Source organism: bacterium, assembly GCA_035505375.1.
Classification (GTDB): Bacteria; Hydrothermota; Tepidihabitantia; order Tepidihabitantales; family Tepidihabitantaceae; genus UBA2258.
The window spans coordinates 28,936-44,479 of record DATJQV010000083.1 but is presented as its reverse complement, the minus strand read 5'-3'; the positions used below and the strand labels follow the sequence as shown (position 1 = coordinate 44,479).

The 15,544-nt window shown below is 63.4% G+C and carries 12 protein-coding genes and 1 tRNA gene; 11 read left to right on the top strand and 2 right to left on the bottom strand.

The annotated features are described in order from the left end of the window. Nucleotides 1-10 precede the first annotated feature (10 nt). From VMH22_14575 to VMH22_14555, 5 genes are all read left to right on the top strand, one after another. On the top strand, nt 11-1,147 hold the full coding sequence (locus tag VMH22_14575; GenBank protein ID HTW92913.1) for a kelch repeat-containing protein: 1,137 nt from the start codon (nt 11-13) through the stop codon (nt 1,145-1,147). Between the two features lie 41 nt (nt 1,148-1,188). After that, a complete protein-coding gene (locus VMH22_14570; GenBank protein ID HTW92912.1) occupies nt 1,189-1,815 on the top strand; it encodes a hypothetical protein in 627 nt (208 codons plus the stop codon). A 651-nt stretch (nt 1,816-2,466) separates the two neighbouring features. Continuing rightward, nucleotides 2,467-4,452 (top strand): CARDB domain-containing protein, encoded by a 1,986-nt coding sequence (locus VMH22_14565; protein ID HTW92911.1) that lies wholly within the window; start codon nt 2,467-2,469, stop codon nt 4,450-4,452. A gap of 349 nt (nt 4,453-4,801) precedes the next feature. Then, nucleotides 4,802-5,935 carry a carboxypeptidase regulatory-like domain-containing protein gene (locus VMH22_14560; GenBank protein ID HTW92910.1) on the top strand — a complete coding sequence of 378 codons (1,134 nt, stop codon included), beginning with the start codon at nt 4,802-4,804 and terminating at the stop codon, nt 5,933-5,935. 339 nt (nt 5,936-6,274) lie between these two features. After that, nucleotides 6,275-7,852 (top strand): T9SS type A sorting domain-containing protein, encoded by a 1,578-nt coding sequence (locus VMH22_14555; GenBank protein ID HTW92909.1) that lies wholly within the window; start codon nt 6,275-6,277, stop codon nt 7,850-7,852. A 732-nt stretch (nt 7,853-8,584) separates the two neighbouring features. On the opposite strand, the gene VMH22_14550 is transcribed toward VMH22_14555, so the two are convergent. Then, the gene (locus tag VMH22_14550; protein HTW92908.1) at nt 8,585-10,315 is read right to left on the bottom strand and encodes a family 20 glycosylhydrolase; all 1,731 of its coding nucleotides are present in this window, start codon (nt 10,313-10,315) and stop codon (nt 8,585-8,587) included. A 409-nt stretch (nt 10,316-10,724) separates the two neighbouring features. Between VMH22_14550 and VMH22_14545 the strand changes: the two genes are divergently transcribed. The 3 genes from VMH22_14545 (at nt 10,725) to VMH22_14535 (ending at nt 11,864) form a co-directional block, all read left to right on the top strand. Next, complete coding sequence (locus tag VMH22_14545; protein HTW92907.1) at nt 10,725-11,105, top strand: cyclophilin-like fold protein; 381 nt, start codon at nt 10,725-10,727, stop codon at nt 11,103-11,105. A gap of 62 nt (nt 11,106-11,167) precedes the next feature. Continuing rightward, nucleotides 11,168-11,240: transfer RNA gene (locus tag VMH22_14540), tRNA-Ala, on the top strand. Between the two features lie 51 nt (nt 11,241-11,291). After that, complete coding sequence (locus VMH22_14535) at nt 11,292-11,864, top strand: arginine decarboxylase, pyruvoyl-dependent (GenBank protein HTW92906.1); 573 nt, start codon at nt 11,292-11,294, stop codon at nt 11,862-11,864. Between the two features lie 16 nt (nt 11,865-11,880). On the opposite strand, the gene VMH22_14530 is transcribed toward VMH22_14535, so the two are convergent. Further along, the gene (locus VMH22_14530; GenBank protein HTW92905.1) at nt 11,881-13,056 is read right to left on the bottom strand and encodes a SpoIID/LytB domain-containing protein; all 1,176 of its coding nucleotides are present in this window, start codon (nt 13,054-13,056) and stop codon (nt 11,881-11,883) included. 215 nt (nt 13,057-13,271) lie between these two features. Here VMH22_14530 and rbfA point away from each other — a divergent pair, with 215 nt between their 5' ends. Genes rbfA through ribF form a run of 3 tightly spaced genes read left to right on the top strand, consistent with a single transcriptional unit; the run spans nt 13,272 to nt 15,530 of the window. Then, complete coding sequence (gene rbfA / locus VMH22_14525) at nt 13,272-13,631, top strand: 30S ribosome-binding factor RbfA (GenBank protein HTW92904.1); 360 nt, start codon at nt 13,272-13,274, stop codon at nt 13,629-13,631. Nucleotides 13,632-13,666: 35 nt separating this feature from the next. Next, a complete protein-coding gene (gene truB, locus VMH22_14520; GenBank protein ID HTW92903.1) occupies nt 13,667-14,563 on the top strand; it encodes a tRNA pseudouridine(55) synthase TruB in 897 nt (298 codons plus the stop codon). After that, nucleotides 14,553-15,530, top strand: coding sequence for a riboflavin biosynthesis protein RibF (ribF, locus tag VMH22_14515; GenBank protein HTW92902.1), 978 nt, complete (start codon nt 14,553-14,555; stop codon nt 15,528-15,530). Before truB ends, ribF begins: the two co-directional genes overlap by 11 nt. Nucleotides 15,531-15,544: the final 14 nt, after the last annotated feature.

The window sequence follows — 15,544 nt, the reverse complement described above, 5'->3', positions numbered from 1 at the left end:
AGGAACTGAGATGATAGGCCTTCTTGTGCTGGTCCTGACGCAGAACTGGCAGCAGTGCGCGCCGATGCCCACCCCGGGCTTCAGATTCGCCAGCGCCGCGGTAGGCTCGCGGATATACGCCATCGGTGGGCTGATTGTGGCCCCCGACTCGTCTCGGCAGGCGACCGAAGCCTACGACGTGCCGGCCGACTCTTGGCTCCGCGGCCTTGCCCCAATGCCCGGTCCAAAATGGGACGCCGGCTGTGCTGAACTCGACGGCAAGGTCTATGTCATCGGTGGTACGGACGGGCATTCCGACCTGAGCCGGGTTGACCGGTACGCCCCATCCTCCAACACGTGGGACACTGTGGCGCCTCTACCATGGCCGCGTTCCGCTCTAGCCGGCTGCGCATACGGAGGTTGCATATACGCGATTGGCGGGCACTCGGGGGCAACCTACGAACGCACGGTCGCCCGGTTCACGCCTGACTCCGGTGCGGGACGCTGGGACGTAGTCGAGTCCTTGTGGACTCCGCGCACGAGCCCGGCGGCCGCCGTGGCTGCAGGCAAGATGTGCGCGGTGGGCGGCAAGTATTACAGTAGCGACCTGTCCAGCTTCGAGACGTATCATCCTGGCATGGGATGGTCGCCGTCCGCCGTCCAGATGCACCACTCGCGCAGTGGCGGGGCAGCGGTTGGTTGGGGCCCGTGGTTGTGCGCGATCGGCGGCCAAAGCCGTGGCCGGCCGATGAGCTCGGTGGAAATCGTCAACGCAGACAGCGGCCCCTGGAGGGACACAACGTCACTGTCGGTGGAGCGCGCCTTCTGCGGGGCAGCGGTCGCGGACGGTTTTGTGGTGGTCATGGGTGGCCAGGACTTGTACGGGGCTACCGAAGCCTCGGTCGAGAAAAACAACTCGATCTTCCCGCCCGGCATCGAGGAACCGGAAACCCGGACGCCGGTGAAGACCGCGCTGCGCTGGGCCACGGTTGCGTCGAAACGTGTCCGCATCACCTGCCGCAGCGCCGCGATCTACGATGGCTCCGGCCATCGCGTCTTCGCGGGCTCGGGCCCAGTCGATGCTCAGTTCGCGCCCGGGGTGTACTTCGCGCGCGTGACGGATGAGAACGGCCGGCCCGCTTCGGGCAGGATCACCGTCGTCCGATGATTCCTCTATTATCCTCAATCCTGCATCTTGCACTTTGCATATTGCCACTTACATCGTCGCCGCTGGACAGCCTGTACCAGTCAGGCGACTACGAGCGAGTCGTCCAGCTTGCCCCCGCCTTCCTGGCCGATTCGGCGCGAAGCGCAGCCGATTCCGGCAGCGTGAACCGGACTTACGCGTTCGCGCTCGTGGCGCTCGGCAGTACCGACGAAGCATCGGCTGTGTTCCGAAGTCTCATCGCCAGAGACCCGAGTCTGACGCTTGATCCGCAGACCGTGTCCCCCAAGATTCGAGCCGTGTTCGAGTCAGTGAAAGCTAGTCCCTCGTCTATAGCCCCCAGCCCCTCGCTCCTCGCCCCTCGCCCCATCTACCGACGCGAGCCGATGCCCTTGACTGTCCTGGTCCCCGGGCTGTATCAAGCAAGAACCGGTAGGCCGACTGCGGGCTATGCTCTGGCAGGCGCGACCGCGCTGTCACTCGCGGGACTCGTACTCAGCCACGTCGAGTACAACGGCGCACGCACCAGCTACTTGAGCTCATCGGCCCCCAATGACATTGCCGACAGCTACCGCAAGGCCGACGGCTGGTCTCACGCCCGCCTGGTTTTCTCGGGCTCGGCGCTGGCGTTCTGGCTGATCGGCCTCGTCTCCGCGCTTCGCTCACCGTGAAATAACCTACCGGAGGTGTGCAATTGATGCGCACTCTATTCCGGTTCTTGCTGCCCTCCCGACGCACCCATTGCCGTACTGCCTGTGGCCGAATTCGGCCGTGGTTGGCATGCCGGTTGCTATGGACCCTAGCGTGACACCGCACTCCCTTGTCTTCCGTCTCCGGCGATCACTCGCCGGGCCAGAATCGGCAGTGGCACATACGGCAGGCGACCGCCGAACGGTGTCTCATTCTACCGGATGGACGTTGCCGGTCTGCACGGTGTCCAAAAGGTAGTCCGGTCCGTAAGATACGAACGGCTCGGTCACAGAAGCGGCGCGGCTTTCCCCGCGCCGCTTCTCTCCTATGCCCAAACGCAAGGGACGAAGCCAGGGAACCAGCGATCCAGTGATCAAGAGATCCAGTGATCAAGTGAGGGAGTGCGGCACTAGACCACTGGACCACTCGACCACTTTGCCCTTCTTTCTGTCGGCGTGGCATGGTTCTTGCCCCTGTCATGACCGTGCAGCCCTGCTCGGGATTTCTGTCCGGACTGGTGGCCGGGGCATTCGCACCCAATGCGCGGCCGTCAATCGAAGAGCAACCCATCATGTCCTGGAGTCGGTCTGCAAGAGAAACGCAGCGGAGCTGAGATAAAGGAGGATAGATAGATGGCGCGTCAGTACCGTAATAACGGCAGCGCAGGCGGCAGACGACCGACGGCGCTGCTAAAGTTCGCAGCCGCTCTACTTGCAGTGACTTGCATCGCTGGCCCGGCGATGGGACTACCATGGAACGTGGGCACGAAGCGAATCGTGTCGCCACCGGCCGGCAACACAGACTCAGGCACCGTGGTCGTGCCGAGTGCCGTTATCACTAACCCTGGCGACAGCACGGCCACATTCCCGGTGCTGTTCACCATCGGTGCGTTCTATACAAGCACCAAGACCGTGACTGCCCTTGCCCACGGCGACTCGGTCACGGTCACGTTTGACACCTGGATCGCAATCCAGCGCGGCGCTCAGACGGCCAAGTGCTCAACCCAACTGGCAGCGGACGAGAGCACGGCGAACGACAAAGTCACCCGCAACTTCACTGTCCGCGTGCAGGACGTAGGCGTTGACAGCATCTACGCTCCGCTCGGAATCGTCGATTCCGGGACGACCGTCACTCCCCAGGCGCACGTGACCAACCACGGCACCGGCACCGCGACCTTCATGGCCAGGTTCCGCATCGGTACGTCCTACCGAGACAGCCAGAACGTCATGAACCTCACATCGGGCAGTTCGCGGACACTAAACTTCACGAACTGGCCGGCCAACACCTCGGGCACTTACGCGGCCCTGTGTACGCTGGCGCTGACCGGCGACTCGGTGCCGGGTAACAACTGGAAACAGGACTCGTTTACGGTCATGGCCATACACCGGGACGTAAGCGTCGAGCGGATGATTGAGCCGAATGGCGTCGTTGATTCGGGAAGGGTATTCACGCCACAGGCAATAGTACGCAACTACGGCAATATCGCCTCATCGTTCCCGGTGATCTTCAAGATCGGGTCCGGCTATGCCGACACGATGCAAGTCTCGAGCCTCCCGCCGCAGGACTCGCAGCTCGTGACGTTCGCCTACTGGACCGCGAGCCCAACCGGCACGTTTGCGACTCGGTGCTCGACCGCCCTGGCTGGCGACACGTCGGCGAGTAACGACAAGGTCTCCGACTCGGTGAAAGTGATCGTCCGCACGACCGATGCGGGCGTCTTGCACATCATCGCTCCGGCCGACACGGTCGATTCCGGGAGCGTCTACGCGCCCAAGGCCGTCGTGCGGAACTTCGGGCTCACCGCGCTGTCGTTCCCGGTACGGATGACTATCGGCGCCTACGCCGATACGCAACATGTCACCAGCCTCGCGTCGCACGAATCCCTGACGGTCACGTTCAAGAACTGGACCGTGCCGCAGCGCGGCCTGGCAACTGCCGCGTGCAGTACGCTGGCGACCGGCGACCAGGACCCGACCAACGACCTGGCGTCGATGTCGCTCTTCCGGCGCGTCCGCGACGTGGGCGTTGAGAGCATCGGCGCTCCGATCGGGACCATGAAGCAGGATACGGTCGTCACGCCCAGCGCTGCCCTGCTGAACCTCGGTACCACGACCGACAGCTTCCCGGTCATCTTCCGCATCGGCGCGTTCTACGCTGACACTCAACGCACCAACGGCACGTCCGTGACCTTCCGGGCCTGCACGTTGAAGGTGGTAGGCAAGTTCAGCGTGACATGCTCCACGGCCATGACCGGAGACCTGGCGCCGAGCAACAACGCGGTGACCGAGACCCTACAGGTCAAGAGCGCCAGCATCAGCGGTAGCAGCCTGGCCGGCATCCCGCGGACCGTGGTCATGAACAGCCAGTCGCCATTCGCAAATCACCGCTCGCCAATCGTCTACGGCCTGCCGCGGAGCACCCAGGTGCGGCTTGAGGTTTTCGATGCCTGCGGCCGACCGGTCCAGACTCTGGCCACAGGCATGAGCGAACCCGGCTATCACACCGTGGTCTGGCACTGTACGGACGGGCAAGGCCGAGCCGTACCCGAGGGAGCGTACTTCGTACGACTGACCGCGGACGGGACAACACTCACCAGCAAATTGGTCAAGCTCGAATAGACCTCCTCCCCCCACGACCGGGCAGAGGGGCGACTTCGCAGTCGCCCCTCCCGCGTCAAAGGACGGCTCGCCCACAGAGCGGCAAGGCGCCCCGCGCCGCTCCTTCTCTTGCGCACTGGCGTGAATATCCTGCACGCATGTCCGACGTGAACTGCTTTGCCGCGGGTTGCATCTGCCTCAGAGCCAATCCCTCCGGCCGCTGGTACGGTTTGTGCTCTACGCCGTTCATGATGTACCATCCTCCCTCTGATGCCTGCGGACGAGGTGACTCCGTTCACGCTGTCCGCATGAGCGAACCGGAGGTAATCGGATGGACGTCAAGAACGCCAGCTCAAGCAAAGGAGTAACCATGAAGAAGCTAGCGACCCTGATAGGAGTCGTAGCTATCGTGGCGTTCGGTTTGGCTCAGGGAACCGGTGGCATCTCGGGCACGATAACCAACGTTACGACGGGCAAGCCCATCGTCGGCGCTTTTGTGGGCATCTCGCATGACTTCGGCAGTCGTCCGGACAGCGGACAAATGCCGCCGCCACGCGGTGGACAACGGCCCCCGCCCGGCGACAACGGCCGCACCAAAGGCGACCGTAACCAGCAGCCCGGAGTCCGTTCCGACAGCATCGGGTTCTACGAGTTCACCGGCCTGCAGCCAGGCAAGTACATCGTTCAGGCGTGGGCGATGGGCTTTGAGCCCGCGACCTATCCCGAAACCGTGACGGTAGACAGCGGTGCTATCGTCAGCGGCATCGACTTCGCGCTCAAGGCCGACACCACGCTCGGCGCCATCTCCGGATTCGTGACCGACGCGGTCACGCAGTTGCCGCTTGCCGGCGCGTTCGTCTGTGCCTGGCACAGCATGGTGCCGGACAGTTGCCATCGTCCGCCCAAGCCGGACAGCAGCCGGATGCCTCCGCCCGGTGACAGCGGCCGCCTCCTGCCGCCCCCACCTGGTGACAGCGGTCATGGGCACATCGGCTGCCCCGGCCCGATGCCCAACGGTGACAGCACCGATGGCCTCGGCGCCTACACCATCAGCTACCTGCACCCGGGCAAGTACGTCGTGGGCGCCCGGTGCACCGGCTACTCGCCGTCGATCTATCCGGAAACCGTGGTTGTCGTAGCCGGCCAGACCACGTCCGGCATCGACTTCGCGCTCCAGCCGACCGACTCGACTACCAAACCTACGGGATCCGTCTCGACCGCCGGTATCAGCACCTCCGGCAGCAGCTCCGTGCCCGCAATCGCAATCGTGCCCAATCCCTTCCGCGGTCACACTACAGTTCTCCTCTCCATGCCGAATGCGGCCAGCATCACCCTCCGCGTCTACGATGCCTCGGGCAAGCTCGTGAACGATGTTGCTCGCGGCTACTTCGAATCCGGAAGCTACTCCATCGGCATCGACGCAGCCAGGATGGCCCGTGGCGTCTACCTCGTCAAGCTCGGAACTGGGTCCAAGGAACTCTCTCAGAAACTGGTCATCCGCTAGACCACGACCTGGCAGAGAGGGGCGACCTTGCGGTCGCCCCTCTCGCGTCAAAGCCCCCAGCCCATAGTCCCTGGTCCACGGTCCTTGGTCCGTAGTCATCCGTCATCAGCCCCCGTCCCTCGTCCTCTGTCCTTTCTCTGCCGTCTACTGTCGTCTCTCCCCACTGCGCACTGGTGTGCATTTCCTGCACGTCTGTGAGCCTGCGGCGAGGCGGCGCGCCGAGGTTCTGCCTCAGAAACCAAACGGCCCCGAGTGGTATGATTCTTGCTTTGGTTATCACCAATGTGTGATTCTCGCGGTGCCCCAGAACCGGCTCAGAAGCTCATACTCCACCAGAGCATGAAACACTCCTCCACTCCAAACTGCAGCCTGCAAACTGCAATCTTCCCTCTTCCTTCCCTCATCCTTCTCCTCGTCCTCGGCTGCCACTCGCCCGCCGCTGCGCAATACAGCGGCGTCTACGAACTGAACGGAGGGACCGCAAGAGAGTCAAGCCAGACTTATGCTGCGACTGCCGTTGACCAGTCGTCGGTCTACGTCCTCAACTCCGGTAACCTGACCCTGGTGAGTTGCACCATGACGAAGACGGGCGACGCTTCCAGTACCGACAGCGCCAGTCAATACGGACTCAACGCCGGTGTGCTCGCCAACTCTGCCGGCAAGGTGACGATACTCGGCGGCTCTGTAACCACGAATGCCCTTGGCGGTAACGGCCTCTTTGCGAGCGGTTCCGGGTCATCGATTTCCATGTCCAACGGCACGATCAGCGCCTCCGGCGGTAACGCACACGGTGTGGACGCAACCTACACCGGTTCGATAAGCCTGACCGACGTGGATGTGACGACCAACGGAGCCAGCTCTTCAGCTTTGGCGACTGACTTCGGCGGCGGAACCGTAACCGTCAACGGCGGCACAATCGTCTCCGCCGACACAGCCGCCAACAGCCACTCGGCCGGCATCTACTCAACCGGCACGATACAGGTCACCGGCGCCACGGTCTCCTCCCTCGGCGACTGCGGCGGCGTCATTGACGGCGCTAACTCGATACTGCTTACGAACACCAGCCTGACCGGCAAAGTCGAGGGCATCAAGCTCTGGAAGACCGCGCCCGCGACCGGCGCTGCCACCGTGACGATAAGCGGCGGCTCGCTTACCGCCACCGCCGGCGACGCCATCTACGTCACCGGCGAAACCGGCAATGCCGCGACCGCGTCAATCACGGCGAGCAACGGCGCCGCAATCAGCGCCGGCACCGGCAACATCATCCACGTCATACAGTCGAGCACCGGGACCTTCGCGGCCACGGGCGAAACGTTGAGCGGCAACCTCTACGCCGACTCGACCAGTACGCTGACGGTCACACTCCGCAGCCACACGTCTCTCACCGGCAAAGCCCAGATGGCGGCGGTGGCGATTGACTCGACCAGCACCTGGACCGTGACCGCGAACTCGATCCTCACTACCCTGAACGACTCCAGCGGCATCTCGGGCACGAGCGTCACCAACATCACCGGCAACGGCCACGACGTTCACTACGATTCGAGCCTCACCGGCAATCGTTACCTCGGCGGCCTCACCTACAACCTCATCAACGGCGGCGTACTCACGCCCGGCAGCATGGGCATCGCCGAAGCACAGGCTCAGCCAATCGCCATTCGTCAGTCGCCAATCGTCAATCTCCCGAACCCGTTCTCCCGTACCACGAGCATCGCGTACGAACTCCGCGAGCGCTCCCACGTGAGACTCACGGTCACGAACCTCTCGGGCCAACAGGTCGCAACGCTCCTCGACGAAACCAGGGACGCCGGCAGATACGAGACGCGATTCGACGGCTCCAAGCTCGCAAGCGGCATCTACCTCGTCCGCCTCAGTGCCGACGGGGTCGATGCAACCCGAAAGATGATTGTAAGAAGATAGCACACATGCCTCCCGTAAGGACGGAGCCCGCGAGGCCGAGGTCAGAAGCACGCCACCAGCAGACGACCAAAGCCGGGCTCCGTCCTTCTTGAGCCACAAGCGTACAGCCCGCTCGGTGCGTCTTGGCTTTTGGCCTCTGCCTCCTGGCTCTTGACGCGCGCGTCCGACGCGCACTGTGTTCTCCCTGTCGGGACTACGCATGAGCGCGGGGCCGCGCCGGAGGCGCGGCCCTTCTCCTTAACCAGCGCAAGCGCAAACTGCAGTCGGCCTTTCCGATTAGCGGCCGGAGCGAAATCTACAACGTCGTAGAATTGGTCCGGACCGGCTCTTCGGCGTATCTGCTTGCAGCTTGTGGCTTTAGGCTTGAGGCTCACGAATCGACTCCCCCGCCCAGGGGATTACCCACAGGGTAGCTTAAGGGATTGGTTGGGACATAGCCCGAGGGGTTATCTCCACCGCAATTTCCGGATGAACCTCCACCGGAATTCGCCGGGTTGGTCTACCGGTTGCCCTCCGACTTGCTCTTAGGGTTAGTCTACGGGTTGCTCCACCGGTTCCTCTCCGGGTTGGTCGGAGCGTTGCAGCCCGGGTAAGTCCGCGGGTTCCTGCCCGGGTTGGTCCCGAGGTAGCTCCGGCCGTTGCTCTCCGGTTTGCTCGGAGAATTGCCTCCCGGGCCGCTCAGCCCGCTGCGGCGCGGCAAGGGCATCGGGCATCGGCACCCGCGACTCGGAGCTAGATGTTCGTCGATCCGCTGGCCAGGTTCTTCCAGCTTGTGCCGATTCGGCCGTGGGGCTCGACCGGACGCTGCTCCAGTTCGGGTATGGAGTCGATTCTCCCGGCGATGAAATCGTCCAGCCTCTGTTCAAGTTCGCGGTAGCGTGCCGCCTGTCCGGCCAGCCTGATTTGTAGCACCTCCAAACCGAACGGCTTGTTCCGAGCCAGCCACTGCCTGCGCCACGAGGCGGCAAGTTCCTCGAGCCGAACCGCCATCGCCGGTGTCGCGGCGAGCGCCGATTGCAGTGCTGACCGGTCGCGCCGGGCGTAGGCCTCGTCGATGAGCGACCGAAGTCTGACCTTACGCCCGAGGAAACCGGCGAGCAGCGCCGCGTGCGTGATGTCGCCGGCGCCATGTTCACTCCGGAACGAGTCAAGGTCCTCGCGCACTCGCTCGTACCGTTTCGCCAGGTTCTGCCAGTCGTGCCCGGTGCCGGCCAGCGCCTCATGGTGAAACATGCCGAGCAGCGGGTCATCCCAGAGCATGCCGGCGGTCCGGACCGGGCCGGTAAGCTCCGAGGCCGCCACCACCGCCTCGTAGCTTGCCCCGCATACCGCCTTGAACCGCGACTCCAGTCTAGACAAGTCCGGCGCGAATGCCCGCTCGGCCACATACGCGAGCCCGGCCAGAGCGGAGTCGATGTCGCAATAGGCGCCGTCGTCGCCCCAGAGCGTAAAGAAGATCTCTCGCAGCCTGGCCGAACGGCAGGCGTCGATGCACGCGCCCGCATTGGCCTCGGTCAATTGCCGGTTGTACCAGAGTTGCTGCCAAGTCCAGACGCCGGAGGCCATGACCGGCTCGAACCCAAGCTGCCGGTGCCCTTTGATGCGATTCAGGTAGAACTCGGCATCGGGATGGTAGTAATCCCAGTAGACCAGTTGCACGTCCCTGGGAATCCTGTCCGCGACGCCCGGCGGGACAAGAGCCTGCGGGTCGAAGCAATCCCCGCTCGCGCTGCCGAGGGCGAAGAACATGTCCGACCAGATCATCGGTTCGAGCCCGCGCTCCCGGCACAGACGGACCACGCGTGTCAGGTGTTCGTTGAATACGTCGTACTGCTTCATGCACCCGAACCGGTCGATGTACCGACCTCGGCCAAGCCCGTCCGCCTCGTCCATGCCGACATGTATGCGTCGCGACCGCAGACTGCCGGCCATCGCGTCGAGCATCTTGCCAATCAGGCTGTAGGTCTGCTCCTCGCCAGCCAGGAGAACGGCGCTCGTGTCCTTCACCGCCGCGTATTCGGGCCAGCGCAGAACCTGCTCCATGTGCCCAAGGGTCTGGATGCAGCCGACGAGGCGAATACCGAGGCCCTCGCAGTAGCGGTCAATCTCGCGCAGCTCGGCCGCGGTGTAGCCGCCGCGCATGTATCCGAACCGCCATTCGCCCGGCACTTCGTAAGTATCTTCGGTGTAGAGCATGGCCTGGTTGTACCCGAGCAGGCAGAGGCGGCGCAGCCAGCGCTTGAGATGTTCCGGCTTCATCACCGCGTTCCGGCTGCAGTCGAGCATGAAGCCGAACGTCGCGAACGGCGCGTGCTCCTCGGCAGTGCCGGGGTCGGGCACGAGCCCCGCAAGCAGCGTCCCGACCGCCCGCATCGCCTGGTTCGGCGCCCCGTAACGCACTGTTGCAACGCCCCCGGCAAGTTGCACGGTTGAGACCGTTCCCGGGACGTGCTCGAACCTCACCTCGGTCCTCCCTGACCCCCGACCCCCGGCCCCCGGCCCCTCTTCTGTGACCGAGTACTCCTCTGCGAGCGCGAGCAGGATCGGTTGCAGTTCGGACGGGGTAGACTCAGTTTTCCAGCAGAGCGTCACTCACACCTCCCATCGTCGTCGACAACAAGAACGATCTCAAGGCCGTAACCAACGGAGGAAAGGGTTTCATCCGCGAGGGCATTATAGACCGCGGTGCGATGCTGTCCAGACGCACAAAGCGGAAAGGACTAAGAAGGGACGAGGGATGAAGGATGAACTCGGGTCCGGCTTTCCGGGTTTCCGCCTTTCGGATTTCACCCCTTCCTGTTTCATCCTCTTCGATTTCCTCCTAATGCCACGTGTTGACATTCGGCTCGACTTCTCTACAATTCAACCGCAGTTGAGTAACATCCGCATCAATGTCGGCGGCGTCGAGTTCGTCGGAAGTCTGAACAGCTCACCTCTCACCGAGAAGCTGCTCAGGCTGCTGCCGTATGAGACCTACGGCGAGACCTGGGGCAAGGAAGTCTACTTCCCGGTCGACATGGAAGTTGACAGCCACGATCTCGTGAGCGAGGTCAAGGTCGGCGACATCGCCTACTGGCCTGATGGTCCCGATATCTGCCTGTTCTTCGGCCGCACGCCCAAGAGCACGGACGACGCGCCGGTCGTCGCCAGCCCGGTGAAGGTCATCGGGACCTTCCAATTCAGTCCGGAGGACTTCGACCGCATCGAACGCCGCCGGAACGGTATCCTGGTCAACGTTGGACCGGCGCAATAGCGCGGCTCCGGGTCGGCCGGACCCTCAATCTGCAATCCACAATCCGGAATCTGAAACCACGTGGGGCAGTAGCTCAGTTGGGAGAGCGCCAGGTTCGCAATCTGGAGGTCGCCGGTTCAACCCCGGTCTGCTCCACTCTTCCCGGGATCCGCAATTAGAAACTCACAGTCGATAGCGGGAGGCGGCATGGCAATCCTTCCCAAATACGTTTTCCTCACCAAAGGCACGGGCGTGCATCGCGAGAAGCTGGCGAGTTTCGAAGCCGCGCTGCGGGACGCCGGCATCGCCGCCTACAACATCGTCCGCGTTTCGTCCATCTTCCCGCCCTGCTGCCGCATCATCTCCCGCACCCGGGGACAGAAACTCCTGACCCCCGGCCAGGTCATGTTCGCCGTCATCAGCGACAACGCCACGAATGAGCCCCATCGGCTGATTTCTGCCTCGGTCGGGCTGGCCATCCCCAAGGACCAGACCAAGTACGGCTACCTCTCCGAATACCATTCGTTCGGCCAGCGCGAGGAAAGCGCCGGCGACTACGCCGAGGACCTTGCTGCGCAGATGCTTGCCACTACGCTCGGGGTCCAGTTCAACCCCGACACGAGCTACGACCAGCGCAAGGAAATCTGGAAAATCTCCAACGAGATCGTCCGCACCCAGAACATCACCCAGTCGGCCATCGGCCACAAGAGCGGGCTCTGGACCACGGTCGTGGCCGCGGCCGTTCTGATTACCCACATCCCGGAAGAACAAGTGGAATAGGAGCGGCGCCGCGCCGCTAGTAGCGCCTCTTCAGGGTCACGCCCGAATAGTACTGCTGTAGAATCTCCCGGTAGCTCGCGCCGGCCTCGGCCATCGCGATTGCCCCGTCCTGACACATACCTGAACCGTGGCCCCAGCCCCGACCTGCCATGGCCACGGATCGACTGTGAAAGGTCATCGTGAATGAGACGGACTTGAGCCCCATCGCCACGCGGAAGTCCGAACCCGCCAGCCGCAGACTTCCACGATCGGTCACGAGATCAACATACTGCACCCTGCCGGACCGGTCTGTCTCAAGCCTGCCGCTGCGTACGTGGCTTTGCTTCCCCGAAGAACGGCTCGCCACGGCGTCCAGACTTTCCCTGGCAATGTCCACCTGCCAGGAGGAATTCGGCTTGCCCGAGCAATAGGCCTTGCATCCCCGACGGTGCTCGGGTGTATCTGGTACACTCCTGAGGTACGGCTGCGACCCGTCTGCGGTGACGCCCCCGCAGTTGGCGCTGTAGAGCGCTTCACACACCTCGCCGCGAAACTCAATCACCTCGCCCCGCGTCTCCGTCACTGCCTCGCGAGAAAGGTCGGTTTCGTTCTCAATTCCCCGATACTCCTGGTCCCGGAGGTACGAGTCGAAGAGGTCATGGCCCAGCCCTTGTCGCCGTCCGAGCCGGTACATCGTGAAGCTGCGCGCGGCCGCGGCCTGGGCCTTGGCGGCCTCAAGCGTGCGGGGGTTGATCGGTCCGATCTCGCAGGGCACAACGCCAAGCAGGTAGTCCTCCAATCCAAGCACGTTGACTACCGCCAGGTCACCGTCGACCGATCGGTAGAGCAGCAGCCGGCCCCGGTAGCTCCGGTCGCCGACCCGCAGGAGACCTGCGGCTGCAGGGGCAACGGTAAGCGTCTCGGCGGTCATGACGGGGGTCGTGCCGCCGGTGGCGAGCACATGGCCTTCGTTGCAGGCCACCTGCACGGACTGATTGGGCGCTGCCGACAGCAGCGACGCGCCCACGCCCAGAGTCAATCCCTGGCTCGAACTCAGGACAACCGGACTGGCCGCAGTCAAACGCACGCGCACCAGGGGCTCAACGCTGGCGGCCGGGGCCGGCGTGGGCAAGGGTTTGACGGTCGCTCTCGGCGCATAGTAGCAGCAGCCGGCGAGACACAGGGAGACAACGGCACCGGTGAGCGCACGCATCTGCAGTCAATCTAGCCGAGCGCAGCCGGGCGGTCAACAACATGTCCGGACCCGGAACCGACAGAGAGATTCACATCCAAGGCATAAAGACACAGGAACTCGAGCAGCGCAGGTGGTTCAATCTGCCTGGTGTCCTTGCTGTCCTGGCGGTTGATGTCGGTCCTGGGGTCCGGGGCGTCGCTTTACAATCGCGCCGCATGCCCTAGAATACAACCATGCAACACCGGGACAAACGAGTCGCCGATGCCATCAAAGATACAGTCGCGAAAATCGTGCTGACCGAACTCTCCGACCCGAAGATCGGGTTTGTGACCGTCACCCGTTGCCACATCTCGCGTGACCTGAAGAACGCCACCGTGTACTTCTCGATCATGGGGGACGAGGCCGCAAGGCAGCGGTCTTTTGAGCATCTGCAGGGCGCCCGCGGCTACGTCCGGCGCCGTTTGGGCCAGATGGTAAAGTTCCGCGTCCTGCCTGAGCTCCGGTTCGCTCTCGACGACATGCTGGCCCACGAGATGCATATCAACGAGATAATCTCCGAGCTGCACAGGGACGAGCCCGGAGAACAGGACTGACCTCCATCGGTCCGGCTCGTCCGATGCGCGGGGTGTTGAACGCGGATAAGCCGTCCGGTATGTCGTCGTACGACGTCATCCGACACATCAAGCGGCTGCTGTCTTCCCAATCGACATTCGACAATCGTCAATCGACAATTCCATTGGGCCATGCCGGGACACTGGACCCTCTCGCCTCGGGCGTGTTGCTTGTCCTGTTAGGCGAGACAACCAAGGTCAGCCGTTTCCTGCTCGGGCTGCCCAAAGAGTACGTTGCCGGAGTGCTGTTCGGAAGGCAGACGGATACCGACGATATCACCGGAAAGACGATCGCCGAAGGGCCGCTGACGGGCCTCTCCGCCGAATCATTGCGGGCCGGATTGAACCGGTTCGCCGGCGAGATCGAGCAGGTGCCACCGGCCTTTTCGGCCTTGAAGCAGGACGGCCAGCCGCTCTATCGGCTCGCGCGCAGGGGCCAGGAGGTCCGCCCCAAGTCGCGCAAGGTGACGGTCTACGAACTGGAACTGCTCGACTGGCAACCGCCGAACGCGACAATCCGATGCCGGGTATCGTCGGGAACATACGTCCGAGCCCTGGCTCGCGATCTGGGCAAGACGCTGGGCACGGTTGCGACACTCGCGTCCCTGGCCCGTACGAAGGTGGGGCAGTTCACTATTGAGGACGCGACCGCGCCGGATGCGCTCGATGCGGCCGCGCTGACCGAACGGCTCGTGCCAATCGACGCCGCGCTGGCCGGGATGCCGCACATAACCGTCTCCCCTGCTCAGGCGCAACACCTGTACCAGGGCAAGATCGTGAGCGAGTTCGCCGGCCCGATGTCATCCGGTGTTGACGGCTTTGCGTTGGCCCGGACCGAGGACCACAGGTTTCTCGCCGTGGTCGTGTCAAATGGTACAGACCTGCGTACCGAACGAATAATCTATGCCGACTGAAAGTCAATCCACAATCGGCAATCGGCAATCGACAATCCCCCTGGTTGTCGCCATGGGCTCGTTTGACGGCGTCCATGTCGGGCACCAGCACATCATCCGCCGCGCGGCGGAAATCGCCGCCGGGATGGGCGGTTTGACCGCTGTCCTGACCTACGACCCGCTGCCGGCACAGCTCATCTACCCCGACTTCACGTACGTCCTGTCTACCCTCGCCGAAAAGGAAATCCTGCTTGCCGAACTGGGCGTCGAGTACATCTACCTGCTTCGCTTCGACGCCGAACTTCGCGACCTGGACAGTTCGGACTTCGTCTATCGTCACATTGTCGAGCCGCTTCACCCGGCGGCAGTCGTTATCGGCCACGACCACCGGTTCGGCAGACAGGGTAAGGGCGATGCCGGCTTGCTCAGCCGGATCCTTGAGCCACTCGGCATCAGAGTAGACGTCGTTCCCGAGGTCCTGCTGAACGGCGTGCCCGTGCGGAGCACGACCATTCGCGAACACCTGCTGCTCGGCCACGTGCGCCTGGCGGCTGAGCTGCTCGGCCGCTGCTATGCGATGAGCGGCAGCATCGTCCCGGGTAGAGGCGCCGGCCGGCAACTGGGATTCCCGACCATCAATCTGCTGCCGTCCGAACGGGAAATGCTGGTCCCGGCCGACGGTGTCTACATCTGCCGGGTTGATACCCTCGGTCGCACCTACGACGCGCTGCTGAACATCGGTCACCGTCCTACGTTCGGCGGGGAAACCCGTTCGATCGAAGCTCACCTTCTGGACGCGCAGCTTTCCGAATCGCCGCGCAGCGCCGTATTCCGGTTGGTGGACAGGATAAGGCCGGAACGACGATTCGACAGCCCGGCAGCACTAGTCGCCCAGATTGCCGAAGACGTTAAGGTCGCGCGGACGGCGCTGGCCGAACTGGCCAACCGCCGCAACCTTGACAGCCGGATACCGTCCAATAGTCTATAGGCTCTTATTTCAAG